This is a genomic window from Pasteurella canis, from assembly GCF_900454865.1.
Lineage (GTDB): Bacteria > Pseudomonadota > Gammaproteobacteria > Enterobacterales > Pasteurellaceae > Pasteurella > Pasteurella canis.
In genome coordinates, this window is the sequence record NZ_UGTV01000015.1 from 1,760,016 (window position 1) to 1,780,506 (window position 20,491).

Annotated in this window: 12 protein-coding genes, 1 tRNA gene and 3 rRNA genes; 5 read left to right on the forward strand and 11 right to left on the reverse strand. The window is 40.3% G+C overall.

What is annotated here, in order from left to right:
* Positions 1-29 precede the first annotated feature (29 nt).
* The gene (locus tag DYE19_RS08890; RefSeq protein WP_049214962.1) at positions 30-902 is read right to left on the reverse strand and encodes a VirK/YbjX family protein; all 873 of its coding nucleotides are present in this window, start codon (positions 900-902) and stop codon (positions 30-32) included.
* A 110-nt stretch (positions 903-1,012) separates the two neighbouring features.
* Between DYE19_RS08890 and yihA the strand changes: the two genes are divergently transcribed.
* Together yihA and DYE19_RS08900 are read left to right on the forward strand one after the other, a co-directional pair.
* On the forward strand, positions 1,013-1,633 hold the full coding sequence (gene yihA, locus DYE19_RS08895; RefSeq protein ID WP_046339915.1) for a ribosome biogenesis GTP-binding protein YihA/YsxC: 621 nt from the start codon (positions 1,013-1,015) through the stop codon (positions 1,631-1,633).
* A 109-nt stretch (positions 1,634-1,742) separates the two neighbouring features.
* Positions 1,743-3,272: a YifB family Mg chelatase-like AAA ATPase gene (locus DYE19_RS08900; RefSeq protein WP_115323303.1), complete on the forward strand. Its 1,530-nt coding sequence runs from the start codon at positions 1,743-1,745 to the stop codon at positions 3,270-3,272.
* A 91-nt stretch (positions 3,273-3,363) separates the two neighbouring features.
* Here the strand turns inward: DYE19_RS08900 and DYE19_RS08905 are convergent, their stop codons facing one another.
* Both DYE19_RS08905 and envC read right to left on the reverse strand, forming a co-directional pair.
* On the reverse strand, positions 3,364-4,203 hold the full coding sequence (locus tag DYE19_RS08905; RefSeq protein WP_115323304.1) for a divergent polysaccharide deacetylase family protein: 840 nt from the start codon (positions 4,201-4,203) through the stop codon (positions 3,364-3,366).
* The gene (gene envC, locus DYE19_RS08910; protein WP_115323305.1) at positions 4,200-5,429 is read right to left on the reverse strand and encodes a murein hydrolase activator EnvC; all 1,230 of its coding nucleotides are present in this window, start codon (positions 5,427-5,429) and stop codon (positions 4,200-4,202) included. The genes DYE19_RS08905 and envC overlap by 4 nt, the downstream gene beginning before the upstream one ends.
* Before the next feature lie 183 nt (positions 5,430-5,612).
* Here envC and DYE19_RS08915 point away from each other — a divergent pair, with 183 nt between their 5' ends.
* Positions 5,613-6,296: a 2,3-diphosphoglycerate-dependent phosphoglycerate mutase gene (locus DYE19_RS08915; RefSeq protein ID WP_049214954.1), complete on the forward strand. Its 684-nt coding sequence runs from the start codon at positions 5,613-5,615 to the stop codon at positions 6,294-6,296.
* 99 nt (positions 6,297-6,395) lie between these two features.
* On the opposite strand, the gene carB is transcribed toward DYE19_RS08915, so the two are convergent.
* From carB to carA, 4 genes are all read right to left on the reverse strand, one after another.
* Positions 6,396-9,611 (reverse strand): carbamoyl-phosphate synthase large subunit, encoded by a 3,216-nt coding sequence (carB, locus tag DYE19_RS08920; RefSeq protein WP_115323306.1) that lies wholly within the window; start codon positions 9,609-9,611, stop codon positions 6,396-6,398.
* A gap of 77 nt (positions 9,612-9,688) precedes the next feature.
* Positions 9,689-10,474, reverse strand: coding sequence for an NYN domain-containing protein (locus tag DYE19_RS08925; RefSeq protein WP_005765601.1), 786 nt, complete (start codon positions 10,472-10,474; stop codon positions 9,689-9,691).
* Between the two features lie 70 nt (positions 10,475-10,544).
* Positions 10,545-11,396, reverse strand: a complete 852-nt coding sequence (locus tag DYE19_RS08930; RefSeq protein ID WP_115323604.1) for a PhzF family phenazine biosynthesis protein — start codon at positions 11,394-11,396, stop codon at positions 10,545-10,547.
* A gap of 100 nt (positions 11,397-11,496) precedes the next feature.
* A complete protein-coding gene (gene carA, locus DYE19_RS08935) occupies positions 11,497-12,657 on the reverse strand; it encodes a glutamine-hydrolyzing carbamoyl-phosphate synthase small subunit (RefSeq protein WP_115323307.1) in 1,161 nt (386 codons plus the stop codon).
* Between the two features lie 349 nt (positions 12,658-13,006).
* On the opposite strand from carA, the gene DYE19_RS08940 reads away from it, so the two are divergent.
* Both DYE19_RS08940 and DYE19_RS08945 read left to right on the forward strand, forming a co-directional pair.
* Positions 13,007-13,747, forward strand: a complete 741-nt coding sequence (locus DYE19_RS08940; RefSeq protein ID WP_115323308.1) for an MlaA family lipoprotein — start codon at positions 13,007-13,009, stop codon at positions 13,745-13,747.
* A gap of 12 nt (positions 13,748-13,759) precedes the next feature.
* Positions 13,760-14,254: a YfbU family protein gene (locus DYE19_RS08945; protein WP_115323309.1), complete on the forward strand. Its 495-nt coding sequence runs from the start codon at positions 13,760-13,762 to the stop codon at positions 14,252-14,254.
* A gap of 738 nt (positions 14,255-14,992) precedes the next feature.
* Here the strand turns inward: DYE19_RS08945 and rrf are convergent.
* From rrf to DYE19_RS08965, 4 genes are all read right to left on the reverse strand, one after another.
* Positions 14,993-15,108, reverse strand: a 5S ribosomal RNA gene (gene rrf, locus DYE19_RS08950).
* 171 nt (positions 15,109-15,279) lie between these two features.
* Positions 15,280-18,177: ribosomal RNA gene (locus DYE19_RS08955) — 23S ribosomal RNA — on the reverse strand.
* Between the two features lie 227 nt (positions 18,178-18,404).
* Positions 18,405-18,480, reverse strand: a tRNA-Glu gene (locus DYE19_RS08960).
* Between the two features lie 122 nt (positions 18,481-18,602).
* A 16S ribosomal RNA gene (locus DYE19_RS08965) occupies positions 18,603-20,144 on the reverse strand.
* Together the 16S, 23S and 5S rRNA genes with 1 tRNA gene alongside form the textbook arrangement of a ribosomal RNA operon.
* Between the last annotated feature and the right edge of the window lie 347 nt (positions 20,145-20,491).

Genomic DNA, 20,491 nt, shown 5'->3' on the forward strand with positions numbered 1-20,491 from the left:
AAAATTAAAGGTCGCTTTAAGCGACCTCACTATTCTTTCCGTAGAATACGATTCATTGAATCTTGTAAGTGTTCTAACATCGCATAACGTTTGCGATACATTGATCGTTTATTACTTGGAATACTGTCCATTTCTTTGATATTAAATTGGACTGGTAACTCCCAATAATCTTTTAACACACCTGATGATTCCGCAAAAATCGCATCATAATCCACCACATAACGTTTACTTTGTACTAAACGCGATTTATTTTGATACTTGTGTGGAATACCTAATAGTTTTTGATAACCAAATGTGTGCGTTAATGCCTTCATGGCTTCTACCATCAAATATGCAGGACGCAAACCATGACATTTTTTAGTCAGTTGTTTTACTATATCCTTTGAACCATCAAAATTAGGTCCTTGAATGACCGCAATTAATAAGGCTTGTTTAACTTTTCCAAACGTTAATAAATAGATCAACTCCTGTGTTGGTTTATAACGTAGCTCCAATGCCCAAAAACCCTCCATTGCTTGATATTCATTAATATTTAAATAGAGCTCAAAATCCTCAATCACTTCACCAAAACAAATAGGCTGTTGCCATAACTGAGGTAAGTGAAGTGCAGTCAATTTTTCAGGAATAAAATGTAAATTGTCACAAATACTAGCAAAACGTTGCTGAGTATTAAAACGCTTATCTAAGAAACGATGTGCAAGTGGATAACTGAAATTTGCTTTCTTATTAAGCAAATTCACTAACGTTGGATTTGCATTAATAAATTGCTCAAAACGTTTAATGTAAGCAAAATGCAATAATGAGCGTAGCTGAAAACGAAAACGTTTTAAACGATAGGACTTTTTGCCACGATCAGGATATAACGCATGTGGATTTGGCCATTGATAAAATTGATTTGCCATAAAATTCAAGTAAATTAGCTTAAAGGTAGGCTATTCTCGCATAATTTACCGATATTTTCATTTTTTTATCGGTGTTTATAAGGTATCCTAAGCGCGACAAAGGAGCCTTTATGTCTGACATCAAATTGAATTATCACAAAACACATTTCCTCACTAGCGCCCCTAATATTCGTACTTTACCAGAAGATACGGGTATTGAAATTGCTTTTGCAGGTCGTTCAAATGCAGGAAAATCAACCGCGTTAAATGCTTTAACAAATCAAAAAAGTTTAGCAAGAACGTCAAAAACTCCTGGACGCACTCAATTAATTAACTTATTTGAAGTTGAGCCACAATGTAAACTAGTAGACTTACCTGGTTATGGCTATGCCGCCGTTCCTGAACAAATGAAAATTCAATGGCAAAAATCCCTTGGCGAATATTTACAAAAACGGGAATGTTTAGCTGGTTTAGTAGTATTAATGGATATCCGCCATCCACTTAAAGATCTCGATCAACAAATGATTGAATGGGCAGTTTCTGCTCACTTACCTGTATTATTATTATTAACGAAAGCAGATAAGCTCAGCCAAAGCGCTCGAAGTAAACAAGTCAAAATGGTCCGTGAAGCTATTTTACCTTTCCAAGGTGATATCCAAGTCGAAGCGTTTTCTGCTTTGAACAGAATTGGTATTGATCGCCTATCAACAAAATTAGATAGCTGGTTTGCCCCCATTTTTGCTGAAAAATAAGTTATTTTTGCGATCAAAATCATAAAAAAGTGCGAAATTTATGAAAAATAAACCGCACTTTTTTTATTCTCTGCAAGTTTTCTTTTTCTAACAACTTGTGGAGTCAAGGATGTCTCTTGCTATTGTATATAGTCGTGCTTCTATTGGTGTACAAGCCCCTCTAGTAACAATTGAAGTACATTTTAGCAATGGTAAACCACAATTTAATTTAGTTGGTTTACCAGAAAAAACCGTGAAAGAAGCACAAGATCGAGTACGTAGTGCATTATTAAATGCTCAATTCAAATATCCTGCCAAGCGCATTACCGTTAATCTTGCACCAGCCGACTTACCCAAAGAAGGAGGGCGTTTTGATTTACCTATTGCTCTAGGTATGCTCGCAGCAGCAGGACAAATAGAAGCACAAAAACTTCAGCAATTTGAGTTTGTTGGTGAATTAGCACTTACTGGTGAACTACGTGGTGTACAAGGTGTTATTCCAGCTATTCTTGCTGCGCAAAAAGCAAAGCGAAAGTTAATTATAGCCAGCCAAAATGCCAATGAAGCAAGCCTAGTTTCAAACCAGCAAACTTATTTTGCGAATAATTTATTAGATGTTGTGAACTTTTTAAACGATCGCGTCAACTTGCCTCTAGCTTCAACATTGACTACACAAAGTGAAGTTAATTTTTCCGTAAAAAATCCATTGGATTTAACTGATATTATTGGCCAACAACATGCTAAACGAGCCTTAACTATTGCTGCAGCAGGACAACATAATTTACTCTTTTTGGGTCCACCAGGTACTGGAAAAACGATGTTAGCCAGTCGCTTAACCATGCTACTGCCCGATATGACAGATCAAGAAGCAATTGAAACAGCAGCAGTAACTAGTTTGGTACATAATGAGTTAAATTTTCATAATTGGAAACAACGTCCCTTTCGTACACCCCATCATAGTGCATCCATTCCTGCTTTAGTTGGCGGTGGAACGATCCCTAAACCAGGAGAAATCTCACTTGCTCATAATGGTGTTCTTTTTTTAGATGAGCTACCTGAATTTGACCGTAAAGTATTAGATGCATTATGCCAACCATTAGAAAGTGGCAGTATCATTATTTCTCGTGCTAATGCAAAAATTGAATTTCCTGCACGTTTTCAACTAGTTGCAGCAATGAACCCTAGTCCAACAGGACATTATCAAGGTCCCCATAATCGTGCCACACCACAACAAGTTATGCGATACTTAAACCGTCTTTCTGGACCATTTTTGGATCGTTTTGACTTATCTATTGAAGTCCCTTTATTACCACAAGGTACATTACAAAATAACCACAGTGATCGTGGTGAAACCAGTACTCAAGTACGTGAAAAAGTATTAAAGGCTCGAGAAATTCAACTCGCTCGAGCTGGCAAAATTAACACATATTTAACCAGTAAAGAAATTGAACGAGATTGTAAACTTCAAAATAAAGACGCATTATTTTTAGAAAATACACTAACTAAATTAGGACTATCAGTGCGTGCTTATCATCGTATTTTAAAAGTCGCGCGCACAATTGCTGATCTCAATAATGAAATGCAAATAAATCAAAATCATTTAGCCGAAGCGCTCAGTTATCGAGCAATGGATAGGTTATTACAAAAATTATCACAGTAATTCAATATCCTTATTTATCAAAAGCGCTGCTTATCAGCATCTAATCATGATTTTTATGTAAAACATTGAGAAAATCGAAGGCTCTTTTACTTTACTGCGGCACGCCTCTTAGCATAGGGACAAATTCATAAGGTGAAATTGATGTTGGTGCTGGCATATCATTAAACAATAAAATCAAAGGTTTTATTCGAAGTACTTTTTCACTACGCCATAAATGACCAATACCGACTAATTGCACATCAGCCGGCAAATTTTGCAATCCAGTTTGTAAAACAGAAATGGTATTTTTACGTGGGTGGCCAATCGCAATTACGACGCCATTTTTTTGTGCATAGTGAACCGCTCGCTGAAATTGACGCTGAACATCAGCATATTCATTACTGTCATCAAGGAAAATGTGGCGCTCAAGGGAAGACACACCTTGTTCCTTTGCTATTTTATGCGCAACACTTCGCCCAATAGTACGGCTATCTAAAAAGAATAAATCTTGCTCTCGTAAGGCTACCATCAACTTTGTCATTAAATCTACATCTGAGGTTGCGGCACTTCCCATATGATTATTCATACCAATTGCATAAGAAACAATGTCTTTCGCTATTTTTACACGCTCCCTAACTTCTGCTTCACTTAAGCCTAGCGTTAAGCCACCCGCTTCTATTTTTTGCTGGCTTAATGGTTGCATCGGCATATGAATCAATATATCTCGTGCCTGTTGCTGCGCTTGTAAATTACGTTGTTTTGCGTAAGGTGCAAAAGGGATAATTGCGACGGAAACAGCTTTTGGCATTGCATAGACTTGGGCATCTTCTTTTTGGTGATAACCAACATCATCAATCACAATAGCAAGTTTCGCTGCCTGCACTGGCACCAGAAACAAAATAACAGCAAAAACGACCGTACTTTTAAGCCAAACTAACCTCAATTTACTCATTTCAACCAACCCACAGGATTAACAGCAACACCTTTACGGCGAATTTCAAAATACAACCCTGATTGTGATTGCCCTCCACTCGTTCCCACTTCGGCAATCTTTTGCCCCGCTTTAACAAATTGCCCTTCTTTTACGGTGACTGATTGATTATAGCCATATAAACTCAAATCATTTTCACCATGCTTAACAATAACCATCAAACCATAGCCTTGTAACCAGCTAGCCAAGATGACTCTACCATCTGCAATCACATTGACTGTTGCGCCAGCAGCAGCACTAATTACCATACCTTTCCAGCGTAACTCGCCCATTTGAGCGGAACCAAAACTATTTAAAATCTTGCCTACTACTGGATAAGCATATTGCTTACTGGGTTTACCCAATCCACTTGTACTTGCCATCAATTGTTTTTCTTGTGCAGTCGGTTTATAAGGTTTTTGTGTTTTCTTTTCTTCTGCTTGTTTTTTTTGTGCATAAGCTTCTCGCTCACGTTGTTCTTGTAAGCGAGCAGCTTGTTCAGCACGTTGAATCTCTTGGCGTAACGCATTTTCATTCGCTCGCAACGTTTCTAAACGTGTTTCATCTCGTGATAAACTCCGATTCAATTGATTTAACGTTGATTGGCGCTCTTGCTGAACTTTTTGTAATTCTTGTTGCTGTTTTTTTTGCGTTGATAATTGGGTTTGTTGCGCTTTCTGTTGCTCAATAATTAACGCCTTATCTTTTGCTAATTGCGCTTGCGTTACTTTTAGCTCTTCAATAAGTGCTACACGTACTTGGTTCATATGTACATAATATTGCTTCATCCGATCTGCGTTTTTTGCTTCGTCAGAAAGTATACGCTCTAATGTTGATGGATTTGAACTAGAACGATAAGCTGAGTCCAGTTGTTTAGCGAGTTTCTGTTTTTGCTCTTTTTCTTGCTGTTCTAAACGCTTAATTTGTTTATCAGTTTCACTCATTTGCTTACGAATTTCTTTTAAATCTATTTCAGTTTGTCGCAATTGAGTAATCACTGTGTTTATCTGATTTTCTTGCGTTTTTAAAGTTGATTGGAGCTTTTGCTGTTCTTTTTTTTGCTCAGCAATTTTTTGTTCTTGCTGTTTAATTTGTTTTTGAATTTGAGATAAATCATTTGCTTGTACTGAAACAGCAAAACATAAACCACCACTCAAAAGTGCGGTTAAAATTTTACGCGTTTTATACTTATCCAATAAAAACCACATTACTAAACTTTCCTTTAATCAATTTCGACTTAACTATACCATTATTTAGCCAACCGCTCTAAACCTAATTTTCCTCAAAATTCTTGCGACAGATCAGAAAATCAAAGTATTTTCCTTTTAAAGATAACGGTTTTTTGCTATAAATTGCGATATTATTTTTCATTAACATTGAGGAGATTTTTTATGGAATTGGTCTTTATTCGCCACGGTTTCAGTGAGTGGAATGCAAAGAATTTATTCACAGGTTGGCGCGATGTGAACTTAACTGAACGTGGTATCGAAGAAGCAAAAACAGCAGGTAAAAAATTACTTGAAGCAGGTTTTGAATTTGATATCGCCTTCACGTCTGTATTAACACGTGCAATCAAAACATGTAACATCGTATTAGAAGAATCCAACCAACTTTGGATCCCACAAGTGAAAAACTGGCGTTTAAATGAGCGTCACTACGGTGCATTACAAGGTCTAGATAAAAAAGCAACAGCTGAACAATATGGCGATGAGCAAGTGCACATTTGGCGCCGTTCTTACGATATTTCTCCTCCAGATTTAGATCCACAAGATCCATACTCTGCTCACAACGATCGCCGCTATGCTCATTTACCAAGCGATGTTGTGCCAGATGCTGAAAACTTAAAAATCACGCTTGAGCGTGTCTTACCATTCTGGGAAGATCAAATCGCACCAGCATTACTATCTGGTAAACGTGTTCTTGTAACTGCACATGGTAACTCACTACGTGCATTGGCAAAACATATTGAAGGCATTTCTGATGCGGATATTATGGACTTGGAAATCCCAACAGGTCAGCCATTAGTGTACAAACTTGATGACAACTTAAAAGTAGTTGAAAAATACTACCTTTAATTACTAAACAGTAAGAGATAAGAAATCGGGGCAAGTGTCCCGATTTTTTTGTGTGAAAAAAGAAAAAGTGCGGTCATTTTCACCGCTCTTTTAATTTAACTAGCATACATTATGTAAACTGCGATGTAGCTCTTGCACTGAATACACATAGGAATCTGCCAAACGACTAACACTATCAGCAAGTGCTTCTGCACCAGCAAGTGTAGTTTGTAAAAAGACTTTCTGTTGCAAAGCACTACGACGGATTTCGTGTCCATCAGTAACAGTTTCTGCTAAACCACTTACCGTATTAATCACCATCGCAATCTCACCATTTTTAATTGCATCCACGATATTTGGACGCCCTTCACGCACTTTATGAATAATTTGTACAGCAATGCCATTTTCACGTAGAAATGTTGCTGTACCTAAAGTCGCACATAAACCATAGCCTGCCTCTTGTAATTGACGAGCGATAGGTAATAAACGTGGCTTATCCGCATCATTTACAGACAAGAAGACTTTTCCTGTTTTTGGAATACGTTCACCAGCACCTAGCTGTGCTTTTAAGAAAGCTTCAGCAAAGGTTTTGCCCACCCCCATTACTTCACCTGTTGAACGCATTTCAGGACCTAATACTGTATCCACTCCAGGGAATTTGATGAACGGAAATACTGCTTCTTTCACTGAATAGAACGGCGGTATCACTTCGTCTTGAATACCTTGCTCTTTTAGAGTGATGCCTGCCATCACACGTGCCGCAATTTTCGCTAATGGACGGCCAGTCGCTTTACTCACAAATGGCACGGTACGACTTGCACGAGGGTTGACTTCTAAGACATAAATTACGCCATCTTGTACCGCAAACTGCACATTCATCAACCCTTTTACTCCCAATGCAAATGCCATATCAGCAGTTTGACGACGAATTTCATCTTGCACTTCTTGGCTTAATGAATATGGTGGTAATGAACAAGCCGAGTCGCCACTGTGAATCCCCGCTTGTTCAATATGTTGCATAATGCCACCAATCACGACGTCTTCACCATCGCAAATACAATCTACATCCACTTCGATCGCATTATTTAAAAAGTGATCTAATAAGATTGGGCTGTCATTAGAAACTGAAACAGCTTCACGCATATAGCGCTTCAATTCCTCCACGTTATACACAATTTGCATTGCACGTCCACCTAATACATAAGAGGGGCGCACTACCAATGGATAACCAACTTCTTCAGCTAATTTCACCGCTTCCTCTGCTCCACGCGCAGTACGATTAGTTGGTTGTTTTAAATTTAATGTATGCAGTATTTGTTGGAAACGTTCACGATCTTCTGCAGCATCAATGCTATCGGCTGAGGTACCAATAATATTCACACCATTAGCATATAAATCATTCGCTAATTTCAATGGTGTTTGCCCACCGTAATGCACAATCACGCCATACGGTTTTTCTACATGAATAATTTCTAGCACATCTTCCAATGTTAATGGTTCAAAATACAAACGGTCAGAAGTATCAAAATCTGTTGAAACTGTTTCTGGATTACAGTTCACCATAATGGTCTCAAAACCACTTTCACGTAATGCAAGTGAGGCGTGAACGCAGCAATAATCGAATTCAATCCCTTGACCAATACGATTTGGTCCTCCACCTAAAATCATAATTTTTTTCTTATCTGAAGGACGGCTTTCACATTCTTCCTCATAAGTCGAATACAGATACGCAGTATCCGAAGTAAATTCACCTGCGCAGGTATCTACACGCTTATAAACAGGGTGTAAATTTAACGAAATGCGTTTATTTCTGACCGCACTTTCTGTAGAGTTCGTTAATTGAGCAATACGTTTATCAGAGAAGCCTTTGCGTTTTAAACGGCGTAACTCCGCATAATCCAACTCGTCTAACACTCGTTTTTCCAACGCCAACTCTTCTAAAACTAAATCCTGAATTTGAATTAAGAACCACGGATCAATTTTGCTGTAATGATGCACCTCATCTAACGTGAAGCCCGCACCAAAGGCATCTGCGACATATAAAATGCGTGTTGGCCCAGGGTTTCCCAATTCTTGACGAATTTTCTCAAGATCTTCCGACATTAAATTAAAACCACAAATGCCCGTTTCTAAACCGCGCAAGGCTTTTTGCAATGACTCTTGGAATGTACGCCCCATAGCCATTACCTCACCTACCGATTTCATTTGGGTTGTCAAACGATCATCGGCTTTCGGGAATTTTTCAAAGGCAAAACGTGGCACTTTAGTCACGACATAATCAATCGAGGGTTCAAAAGAAGCAGGAATTAATCCGCCTGTAATATCATTACGCAATTCATTTAAGGTATAACCGACTGCTAATTTCGCTGCCACTTTCGCAATTGGGAAGCCTGTCGCTTTTGAAGCAAGCGCAGAAGAACGGCTTACACGTGGGTTCATTTCAATCACAATCATTTCACCATTTTGTGGATTAATCGCAAATTGTACGTTTGAACCACCGGTATCTACACCAATCTCACGTAACACCGCAAGGCTGGCATTACGCATAATCTGATATTCTTTATCGGTTAAAGTTTGCGCAGGTGCTACGGTAATAGAATCTCCCGTATGCACACCCATTGGGTCAAAGTTTTCAATCGAGCACACGATAATGCAATTATCAGCTTTATCACGTACGACCTCCATTTCATATTCTTTCCAACCTAAAACCGATTGCTCAATCAATAATTCGTGAGTTGGCGAGGCATCAAAGCCACGCTCACAAATCGCATAAAACTCATCTTTGTTATAGGCAATACCACCGCCAGAACCGCCCATTGTAAAAGATGGACGAATCAAAGTTGGAAACCCCACTTCCGCTTGCGCTGCCCAGGCTTCATCAAAGGTATGACAAACAAAAGATTTTGGTGTGCTTAAACCAATTTTTTCCATCGCTTCTTTAAAACGACCACGATCCTCTGCTTTATCAATGGCATCTTCAGTCGCACCAATCAGTTCTACATTGTATTTTTTCAACACGCCATTTTTCGATAAATCTAGTGCGCAGTTCAACGCAGTTTGACCGCCCATTGTTGGCAAAATCGCATCTGGACGTTCTTTTTCAATAATTTTCTCAACCGTTCGCCACTCAATCGGCTCAATATAAGTCACATCCGCCATATTCGGATCAGTCATAATCGTCGCAGGATTTGAGTTCACTAAGACGACTTTATACCCTTCCTCACGCAGCGCTTTACAGGCTTGTGCCCCCGAATAGTCAAATTCACACGCCTGCCCAATCACAATTGGACCCGCGCCGATAATTAATATGGTGTTTATATCTGTACGTTTTGGCATTTTTGTTCTCTCTCTGTAAAACGATTAAAAATTTAACCGTACGTTTTTTCTTTTAAATCAAGCAAGGTTTCTGCACATTATTTTTTCAATTTAACATACATTTGAGCTTGACCACTTTCTGATACATTTCTCATTGAACATTCGAAAATATCGTCATGTTTTTTCACAAGATCACTTAATTTCTTACATCCATAATTTCTTGGATCAAAATCAGTTTCTAACAAACCCCATTGTTGTCCTAATAATCCTAATTGGATCCAATCACTTTGTTGTTCAAAAATTTTCTTCAATGTCTCTATAGGAATTGGCTTCACTGATGAAATAGCTGTAGCTGTTTCCTCTGGTTTAGAGACATTACTCATTTGGTTAACCTCATCATTTACCTGACTTGGCTCATCATCATGTAAATTCTCAACATAGATAAAACGACTACATGCATTACGAAAAGCTAAAGGCGTTTGTTTTTTTCCAAAGCCATAAACAGTAGCCCCATGTTCTTTTAAACGAATAGCCAAAGCCGTAAAATCGCTGTCACTTGATACGATACAGAAACCATCAAAACGGTTCGTATATAACAAATCCATTGCATCAATTATCATAAAACCATCTGTTGCATTTTTACCCGTAGTAAATGCAAACTGTTGCATTGGTTTAATCGCATATTGATTAATTGTTTCTTTCCATTGACCATTAGTAGAAACAAAATTTCCATAAATCCGCTTAACTGTCGCTTCACCATATTTTGTTACTTCTTCTAATATTGCTTTAATATCTCTAGCAGATGCGTTATCAGCATCAATCAACACAGCTAAACGTTTTGTACTTTCTTCTATAACATTAAAACTTGTCTTAATTTTCGACATAATTCCTCCTCTCCTTAATAGTACAAGCTTGCTAGTTCTTGTATTTATAAAATTGATTATTTATTACCACTTACTTAATATTATCACTCGGCACAAAAAACTCACCATTCCCTACTGCAATCACTTCACCGCCAACATAAATGGTTTCGGATTCGTCAACACTTAATGTTAAACGGTTTGGACGTTGGATTTCATCGCCTTGGGCAATTTTCCAATTCAGTGGCGTTAAGCCATTTTTTATGCATAGTCCACCTAAATTTGCAGCTGCAGATCCTGTGCCCGGGTCTTCCACAACTGCACCATTTGAGCCAAAAAATAACCGCACTTTGGCTTGGTTATGTTCTTCAAACCACACATACAAAGCAGATTGTTGAACAAGTTGATGAAAAAGTGCGGTGTCAATTTGGCAAGTTTTAATAGCGGAAGCAGAATTCAGTTGGATAAGCAGTTGCTGACTCCCCGTATTCACCCAAGCAATTTGAGCGATGTCAGCTGGCTGCAAACCCAATAGTTTTGTATATAAAAGGGGATCGTCCTTGATAGTTTGAATCTGAATATCCGTATTCAAACCAAAAATAATCTGCTTTTGTTGATGATAAATCTCAATCAATCCTGCATTTGTTTGCAGTACATATTGATCGGGTAAACCTAATTGACGATGTAGTACAAACGACGCACCAATCGTAGGATGACCCGCAAAAGGTAGCTCATAATCAGGGGTAAAAATTCGTAATTTTTTCACCGCACTTAGCTGCTCGGCTTGATGCACAAATACCACCTCGGACAAATTAAATTGTCGTGCAATCAGCTGCATTTGCAGATCATTTAAACCATCTGCTTGCGGAAAAACAGCCAACGGATTACCACCAAAATGGCTTTCAGCAAAAACATTGACGAGTTGATATGGATAAGGTGTTAACATCATTAAGCCTCCGTTTCAGATGCAAAGTGCGGTCATTATTTGATAAATTTTGCGTAGATAAGATCATTTTTGTGCTCCTCTACGCAAAGTTCATTTTTTATTAATGATGTGCAGCGTAAGTCGATAATTGACTTAAATTTGCTTTACGCATTTCATTAATAAATTTATCAAATAAATAAGCAACATCGTTTGGGCCTGGACTTGCTTCTGGGTGCCCTTGAAAAGAAAAGGCAGATTGGTCAATCAACTCAATCCCTTGTACCGAATGGTCAAATAAAGAGCGGTGTGTTACACGCACATTACTTGGCAAACTAGCTTCATCCACCTCAAAACCATGGTTTTGGCTTGTAATCAAAACTTTTTGAGTATCTAAATCTTGCACTGGGTGGTTTGCACCGTGATGACCAAATGCCATTTTCTTTGTTTTTCCGCCTGCGGCCAAGCCAAGCAATTGGTGACCTAAGCAGATACCAAAAATCGGCTTTTTTGATGCAAGTAAGGTTTTAATCGCAGAAATCGCATAGTCACAAGGTTCTGGATCACCAGGCCCATTGGATAAAAAAATACCATCTGGATTGAGCGAGAGCACTTGTTCTGCGGGGGTTTTCGCTGGCACAACAGTGATTCGACAACCACGCTCCGCTAACATTCTTAAAATATTGTATTTTACGCCAAAATCATAAGCCACGATATTAAATTCAGGTTGTGTTTGCTCGACAAAACCTTTACCCAACTGCCATTCGCCCGATGTCCAAGTGAATGAGTCCTTGCTCGTTACCTCTTGAGCTAAATCTTTACCCGCCATTGAACCAAAACTTTTAGCTAACTCAAGCGCTTTTTTTTCATCAAGTTCTCCTGTCATAATACAGCCAGCTTGTGTGCCTTTATCACGTAAAATCCGAGTTAAGCGGCGAGTATCGATATCGGCGATAGCAACCACATTATTGTTTTGTAAGTAATCACATAGGCTCTCTTCCGAGCGGAAGTTACTGTGTAATAAAGGCAAGTCACGAATAATTAAGCCTGCTGCATATACATTATTTGACTCACAATCTTCTTGATTTGCGCCAGTATTGCCAATATGAGGATAAGTTAATGTCACAATTTGTTTAAAATAAGAAGGGTCGGTGAGAATCTCTTGGTAGCCTGTCATTGAGGTATTAAAAACGACTTCGCCAATAGCGTAGCCTTTTGCGCCGATTGACTTGCCATGGAAAACGCTACCATCAGCTAATACAAGGATTGCTGGTTCTTCAGACATAAAAAACTCCTAATTTAGTTTGGTTGAACACTTACGAATGTTCATTAACCACAACTTAGTAAAATCTGTGAAAAACTGACCGCACTTTAGGGTCTTATCAATAAAACTAAGTCGTGTCTGAAAGTTAACTTAAACGAAAAAATAGGTTCATAAAAGTTAAACTCAGCAATTCTAATGAACAATACGTAACTATTCAAGTTATTTCGCAAACGTTAAAATAAATAATTATTCAATAATAATGCATAAAAATACAAATCATTGCAAGTTTATTATGTGTATACAAATTATTTTGTAGTTATGAGTTAACTTGGTAGAATGGGATGTCTTTTAATCTTAAAGTAGAGTGGATATGAAAAAAAACAAACTTCTAGTGACAATTTTTTTGGCATCTGCAATATTGAGTGGTTGTGCAACGATTGATTCGCAAACTGGAGAACGTAAAGATCCATTGGAAAGTTTTAACCGAACCATGTGGGATTTTAACTATAAAGTAGTTGATCCTTATATTTTAAAACCTGTTGCAAAAGGCTGGAAAGAATATGTTCCAACACCAGTAAAATCAGGTTTAACAAATGTCACAAATAATTTAGATGAGCCAACTAGCTTTGTTAACCGTTTATTATCAGGTGATTTTAAAAAAGCCATGGTACATTTTAATCGATTTTGGATTAACACTGTATTTGGTCTAGGTGGGCTAATTGATGTTGCTAGTTATAGCGCACCATTGAAAATTGAAAACAACAGCCGCTTTGGTGATACACTAGGTCGCTATGGTATCGAAACAGGTTCTTATGTAATGCTGCCCTTCTATGGACCAGCTACACCACGCCAAGACATTGGTAATCTAGCAGATACGACTTATCCAATGTTATCATTACTAGGTCCTTGGGGATTAGTGAAATGGGGCATTCAAGGTATTGATGGAAGAGCAAAAGCACTAGATAAAGAAGCTCTTTTAGATCAATCACAAGATCCCTACATTACTTTCCGTGAAGCTTACTTTCAAAATCTTGAATATCGAGTAAAAGACGGAAAAGTTGAAAATCCAAAACAAGATTTATCACAAGATATTTTAAATGAAATTGACTAACAGGAATATATTATGGAAATGACCGCAACTCAACGTCTGATCTTAGCAAACCAATATAAATTAATGGGTCTATTAGACAGTCAGAATAGCTCAAAATACCAAAGATTAGAAGCTATTGTCAAAGGTGGCTTTGCTCTTGAATTAAAAGAATTAGATAAAGAATTCTCTGATTTATCCGAAAATGAGTGCCAAATAGTACTAGATACATTAGAAATGTACCATGCTCTACAAGTATCTTATAATAACTTAAATGATAAGTCAGCGCTTACACCACATCGTTTACAGTTCGCAGGTTACTGTGCTGTGCGTGAAAAAAAATACCTTAACTATCTTCGTTTTATTACTGGTGTTGAAGGTAAATACCAAGAATTCATGCGCTGTGAGCACGGTTGTGACTCACAAGTACCAATGTGGGATAAATACACACGTATGCTAGATGCATGGCGCGAATGCCCACATGGTTATCATTTAAGTATGACTGAAATCCAAAACGTCTTAAATGCATAAAATTAAATCTTATCTTATTTATAAAACATATTAAAAAATTATCTCATCATAAAAAGACTGAAAATAGTATAGACTAAATTCAGTCTTTTAATTAGATTCCTCTCACCCAATCTAATTAAAAAGTTGAAAAAAGCTATCTAATTAAACATTATTTGTTTAGGAATAATAAGAGAGTAAATAAACTCTCATCAAATTCAAGTACTAATCTTTTCTTTATATCTTACCCAAGCCTCCATATACTCACTTCACCTCTCAGTACACACTATTTTATTTACATATCAGCGTTCACATATGTATGTAATTAGTTAGACTAAAAGTGAAAATGAAAGTGAAAGGCTATTTAAGTAGACATTGGTTGAGATGGTGTAGAGTTGAAACAAGCTTCTTCACTGATACATTTATAATTGAAATAAAGTGAAACTAACGTAGTCTAACAACGACCCTTACGGATTCTAAGTCAGGGATGACTCAAGAAAGTAAAGAGAAAAAGAAGAAAAGATAAACTTAAACTAAAGGATGTAAAATGACAAACGAAGAGATATAAAGAGATATAAAATGAAGTAAGCTGAAGTAAAAAGAGGCTGAGCTTTGTTTTAGTTTGATTTGGTTTGCTTAGTCTTGTCTGCTTTAGCTTTATCTGATTTTATTCCAGCTAGATTTTTTCCGCTGCCACTTTATCTCACCCTCCTTCCCATAACAAAAAACCCCAGGTATCTCTACCTAGGGCCTCTCATTTCTACCTGGCGGTGTCCTACTCTCACATGGGGAAGCCCCACACTACCATCGGCGTTACAGCGTTTCACTTCTAAGTTCGGCATGGAATTAGGTGGGTCCACTGCACTATCGCCGCCAAGATAATCCTGTTTGATGATTTACTCTCATCTCGTTCTTCACATCTTCATACTCTACCCTCATCCAGTACAGTATAAGATTCTCAATTGTCAACAAGCTGAACTACTATCCTTTCTCTCCAACCCCTACAGTCAGAAACATGTCGTCTTGTATTAAAAATACTTGAGCGTTGTATAGTTAAGCCTCTCGGGCAATTAGTATCTGTTAGCTCAACGTCTCGCAACGCTTACACACCAGACCTATCTACGTCGTAGTCTACAACAACCCTTACTGACTCTAAGTCAGGGATGACTCATCTTAAGGCAAGTTTCGTGCTTAGATGCTTTCAGCACTTATCTCTTCCGCATTTAGCTACCCAGCAATGCCTCTGGCGAGACAACTGGAACACCAGTGATGCGTCCACTCCGGTCCTCTCGTACTAGGAGCAGCCCCTTTCAATCATCCAACGCCCACGGCAGATAGGGACCGAACTGTCTCACGACGTTCTAAACCCAGCTCGCGTACCACTTTAAATGGCGAACAGCCATACCCTTGGGACCTACTTCAGCCCCAGGATGTGATGAGCCGACATCGAGGTGCCAAACACCGCCGTCGATATGAACTCTTGGGCGGTATCAGCCTGTTATCCCCGGAGTACCTTTTATCCGTTGAGCGATGGCCCTTCCATTCAGAACCACCGGATCACTATGACCTGCTTTCGCACCTGCTCGACTTGTCTGTCTCGCAGTTAAGCTTGCTTATACCATTGCACTAACCTGACGATGTCCGACCGTCATTAGCAAACCTTCGTGCTCCTCCGTTACGCTTTGGGAGGAGACCGCCCCAGTCAAACTACCCACCAGACACTGTCCGAGTACCCGTTTCAGGCACTTCGTTAGAACATCAAACGTTAAAGGGTGGTATTTCAAGGACGCCTCCAACAACACTGGCGTGTCATCTTCAAAGGCTCCCACCTATCCTACACATCAAAATTCAATGTTCAGTGTCAAGCTATAGTAAAGGTTCACGGGGTCTTTCCGTCTAGCCGCGGGTACACCGCATCTTCACGGCGATTTCAATTTCACTGAGTCTCGGGTGGAGACAGCCTGGCCATCATTATGCCATTCGTGCAGGTCGGAACTTACCCGACAAGGAATTTCGCTACCTTAGGACCGTTATAGTTACGGCCGCCGTTTACTGGGGCTTCGATCAGGAGCTTCTCTTTCGATAACACCATCAATTAACCTTCCAGCACCGGGCAGGCATCACACCCTATACGTCCACTTTCGTGTTTGCAGAGTGCTGTGTTTTTAATAAACAGTTGCAGCCAGCTGGTATCTTCGACCGGTTCAACCTTCAATCGCGAGGATTTACAATCTACGCCGGCGCACCTTCTCCCGAAGTTACGGTGCTATTTTGCCTAGTTCCTTCACCCGAGTTCTCTCAAGCGCCTGAGTATTCTCTACCTGACCACCTGTGTCGGTTTTCAGTACGGTTTAGATAAACCTGAAGCTTAGTGGCTTTTCCTGGAAGTGTGGTATCAGTTACTTCAGTGCCGTAGCACCTCGTCATCAGCTCTCAGTGTTGTATAAGAGACCGGATTTGCCTAATCTCTCCACCTACCACCTTAAACGACCATCCAACAGGTCGATAACCTAACCTTCTCCGTCCCCACATCGCAGTTTATCCAAGTACGGGAATATTAACCCGTTTCCCATCGACTACGCTTTTCAGCCTCGCCTTAGGGGCCGACTCACCCTGCCCCGATTAACGTTGGACAGGAACCCTTGGTCTTCCGGCGAACGAGTTTTTCACTCGTTTTATCGTTACTTATGTCAGCATTCGCACTTGTGATACGTCCAGCAAACCTCTCGATTCACCTTCATCCGCTTACACAACGCTCCCCTACCCAACAGAATAAAATTCTGATGCCGCAGCTTCGGTGCTATATTTAGCCCCGTTACATCTTCCGCGCAGGCCGACTCGACTAGTGAGCTATTACGCTTTCTTTAAATGATGGCTGCTTCTAAGCCAACATCCTAGCTGTCTAAGCCTTCCCACTTCGTTTCCCACTTAATATAGACTTTGGGACCTTAGCTGGCGGTCTGGGTTGTTTCCCTCTCCACGACGAACGTTAGCACCCGCCGTGTGTCTCCTGAGTATCACTCTTCGGTATTCGCAGTTTGCATCGGGTTGGTAATCCGGGATGGACCCCTAGCCGAAACAGTGCTCTACCCCCGAAGGTGTCCGCTCAAGGCTCTACCTAAATAGATTTCGGGGAGAACCAGCTATCTCCCGGTTTGATTGGCCTTTCACCCCCAGCCACAAGTCATCCGCTAATTTTTCAACATTAGTCGGTTCGGTCCTCCAGTTAGTGTTACCCAACCTTCAACCTGCCCATGGCTAGATCACCGGGTTTCGGGTCTATACCTTGCAACTAAAACGCCCAGTTAAGACTCGGTTTCCCTTCGGCTCCCTTATTCAGTTAACCTCGCTACAAAATATAAGTCGCTGACCCATTATACAAAAGGTACGCAGTCACCCTTTCGGGCTCCCACTGCTTGTACGTACACGGTTTCAGGTTCTATTTCACTCCCCTCACAGGGGTTCTTTTCGCCTTTCCTTCACAGTACTGGTTCACTATCGGTCAATCAGGAGTATTTAGCCTTGGAGGATGGTCCCCCCATCTTCAAACAGGATTTCTCGTGTCCCGCCTTACTTATCGTAAACTTAGTACCACAACCTGGACTTCGAGTACGGGATTATCACCCTCTGTGATTTGGCTTCCCAGCCAATTCCTCTGTCTCTGTTGTTATCACTTACTGGCTCCTCCGCTTTCGCTCGCCGCTACTTACAGAATCTCGGTTGATTTCTTTTCCTCGGGGTACTTAGATGTTTCAGTTCTCCCGGTTCGCCTCATTATCCTATTTATTCAGATAATGATAGTAGATTCTTCATCTACTGGGTTTCCCCATTCGGACATCTTGGATTAAACGCTTCTTATCAACTCATCCAAGCTTTTCGCAGATTAGCACGTCCTTCTTCGCCTCTGATTGCCTAGGCATCCACCGTGTACGCTTAGTCACTTAACTATACAACCTCAAGTACTTTTCTATACTTAATGTTGCTATTAACTACTAAACACTTGACTGCCTTTTCTCAGTCAAGATTTTTTCTACTCAGACTTCATGTTATTCATCACTTTATATTTACATTACTTACTTCTAAATACAAAGCAATAAACTTGAAAGTCTCTTCAGTTTTTCAGCTTGTTTCCAATTTTTTAAAGAACTAATAGACAATAAAAATCATCTTCAGATGGCGTCCCCACGGGGATTCGAACCCCGGTTACCGCCGTGAAAGGGCGATGTCCTAGGCCTCTAGACGATGGGGACAACATTTAAAGATGCTTTCCGCTTTGCCATTACTTATCAATTTTATCTTGATAACCTTTACCTTCTTTTTACACAATTCATCAAACAATCTGTGTGAACACTTGCTGTCGTCCCATTTTAGGTAAGGAGGTGATCCAACCGCAGGTTCCCCTACGGTTACCTTGTTACGACTTCACCCCAGTCATGAATCATACCGTGGTGAACGCCCTCGTTTCCGTTAAGCTATCCACTTCTGGTACAACCCACTCCCATGGTGTGACGGGCGGTGTGTACAAGGCCCGGGAACGTATTCACCGCAACATTCTGATTTGCGATTACTAGCGATTCCGACTTCATGGAGTCGAGTTGCAGACTCCAATCCGGACTTAGATGCACTTTCTGAGATTCGCTCAACGTCGCCGTCTCGCCGCCCTCTGTATGCACCATTGTAGCACGTGTGTAGCCCTACTCGTAAGGGCCATGATGACTTGACGTCATCCCCACCTTCCTCCAGTTTGTCACTGGCAGTCTCCTTTGAGTTCCCGACCAAATCGCTGGCAACAAAGGATAAGGGTTGCGCTCGTTGCGGGACTTAACCCAACATTTCACAACACGAGCTGACGACAGCCATGCAGCACCTGTCTCTAAGTTCCCGAAGGCACAAGCTCATCTCTGAGCTCTTCTTAGGATGTCAAGAGTAGGTAAGGTTCTTCGCGTTGCATCGAATTAAACCACATGCTCCACCGCTTGTGCGGGCCCCCGTCAATTCATTTGAGTTTTAACCTTGCGGCCGTACTCCCCAGGCGGTCGATTTATCACGTTAGCTTCGGGCACCAAACATAAAGTCCAATCCCCAAATCGACAGCGTTTACAGCGTGGACTACCAGGGTATCTAATCCTGTTTGCTCCCCACGCTTTCGCACATGAGCGTCAGTACATTCCCAAGGGGCTGCCTTCGCCTTCGGTATTCCTCCACATCTCTACGCATTTCACCGCTACACGTGGAATTCTACCCCTCCCTAAAGTACTCTAGACTCCCAGTCTGAAATGCAGTTCCCAAGTTAAGCTCGGGGATTTCACATCTCACTTAAAAGTCCGCCTGCGTGCCCTTTACGCCCAGTTATTCCGATTAACGCTCGCACCCTCCGTATTACCGCGGCTGCTGGCACGGAGTTAGCCGGTGCTTCTTCTGTAATTAACGTCAATGATATTATCTATTCAATAATACCCCTTCCTCATCACCGAAAGAACTTTACAACCCGAAGGCCTTCTTCATTCACGCGGCATGGCTGCGTCAGGGTTCCCCCCATTGCGCAATATTCCCCACTGCTGCCTCCCGTAGGAGTCTGGGCCGTGTCTCAGTCCCAGTGTGGCTGGCCATCCTCTCAGACCAGCTAGAGATCGCAGGCTTGGTAGGCCTTTACCCCACCAACTACCTAATCCCACTTGGGCTCATCTTATGGCAAGTGGCCTTACGGTCCCACCCTTTCATCTCTCGATTATACGCGGTATTAGCTGCAGTTTCCCACAGTTATCCCCCTCCATAAGCCAGATTCCCAAGCATTACTCACCCGTCCGCCACTCGTCAGCAAAAAAAGCAAGCTTTCTTCCTGCTACCGTTCGACTTGCATGTGTTAAGCCTGCCGCCAGCGTTCAATCTGAGCCATGATCAAACTCTTCAATTCAAAGTTCAATCGCTCAATAAACTGCTTAGCTAAAGTTTACACTTCTATTTAATATTAAGCTCTTAATATTAAATCAGTATGAATTTTCAGTTATAAGCACCTATTAAGACTTCAATAATTAAAATTTTTTTCAAAATGAAATCAATCAACAAGTGCCCACACAGATTGTCTGATAAATTGTTAAAGAACGTTGCATTTAAGCAAGGCTGAAAATAATAATAAATTACAGATTCACTGTCAAGCAATTTTAAGTAGAAATATTAGAAATTTTTCCTAAAAACAACTACCTTTCACTATTCATTGCCTTCCTTGCTTTGCGGTCGTGCATTATAGGCTTTTATTTTTCT

What these genes read in the sequence shown, in the direction of transcription:
- DYE19_RS08890 (WP_049214962.1), bottom strand. Translation starts at nt 902, where the DNA reads ATGGCAAATCAATTTTATCAATGGCCAAATCCACATGCGTTATATCCT.
- yihA (WP_046339915.1), top strand. Translation starts at nt 1,013, where the DNA reads ATGTCTGACATCAAATTGAATTATCACAAAACACATTTCCTCACTAGC.
- DYE19_RS08900 (WP_115323303.1), top strand. Translation starts at nt 1,743, where the DNA reads ATGTCTCTTGCTATTGTATATAGTCGTGCTTCTATTGGTGTACAAGCC.
- DYE19_RS08905 (WP_115323304.1), bottom strand. Translation starts at nt 4,203, where the DNA reads ATGAGTAAATTGAGGTTAGTTTGGCTTAAAAGTACGGTCGTTTTTGCT.
- envC (WP_115323305.1), bottom strand. Translation starts at nt 5,429, where the DNA reads ATGTGGTTTTTATTGGATAAGTATAAAACGCGTAAAATTTTAACCGCA.
- DYE19_RS08915 (WP_049214954.1), top strand. Translation starts at nt 5,613, where the DNA reads ATGGAATTGGTCTTTATTCGCCACGGTTTCAGTGAGTGGAATGCAAAG.
- carB (WP_115323306.1), bottom strand. Translation starts at nt 9,611, where the DNA reads ATGCCAAAACGTACAGATATAAACACCATATTAATTATCGGCGCGGGT.
- DYE19_RS08925 (WP_005765601.1), bottom strand. Translation starts at nt 10,474, where the DNA reads ATGTCGAAAATTAAGACAAGTTTTAATGTTATAGAAGAAAGTACAAAA.
- DYE19_RS08930 (WP_115323604.1), bottom strand. Translation starts at nt 11,396, where the DNA reads ATGTTAACACCTTATCCATATCAACTCGTCAATGTTTTTGCTGAAAGC.
- carA (WP_115323307.1), bottom strand. Translation starts at nt 12,657, where the DNA reads ATGTCTGAAGAACCAGCAATCCTTGTATTAGCTGATGGTAGCGTTTTC.
- DYE19_RS08940 (WP_115323308.1), top strand. Translation starts at nt 13,007, where the DNA reads ATGAAAAAAAACAAACTTCTAGTGACAATTTTTTTGGCATCTGCAATA.
- DYE19_RS08945 (WP_115323309.1), top strand. Translation starts at nt 13,760, where the DNA reads ATGGAAATGACCGCAACTCAACGTCTGATCTTAGCAAACCAATATAAA.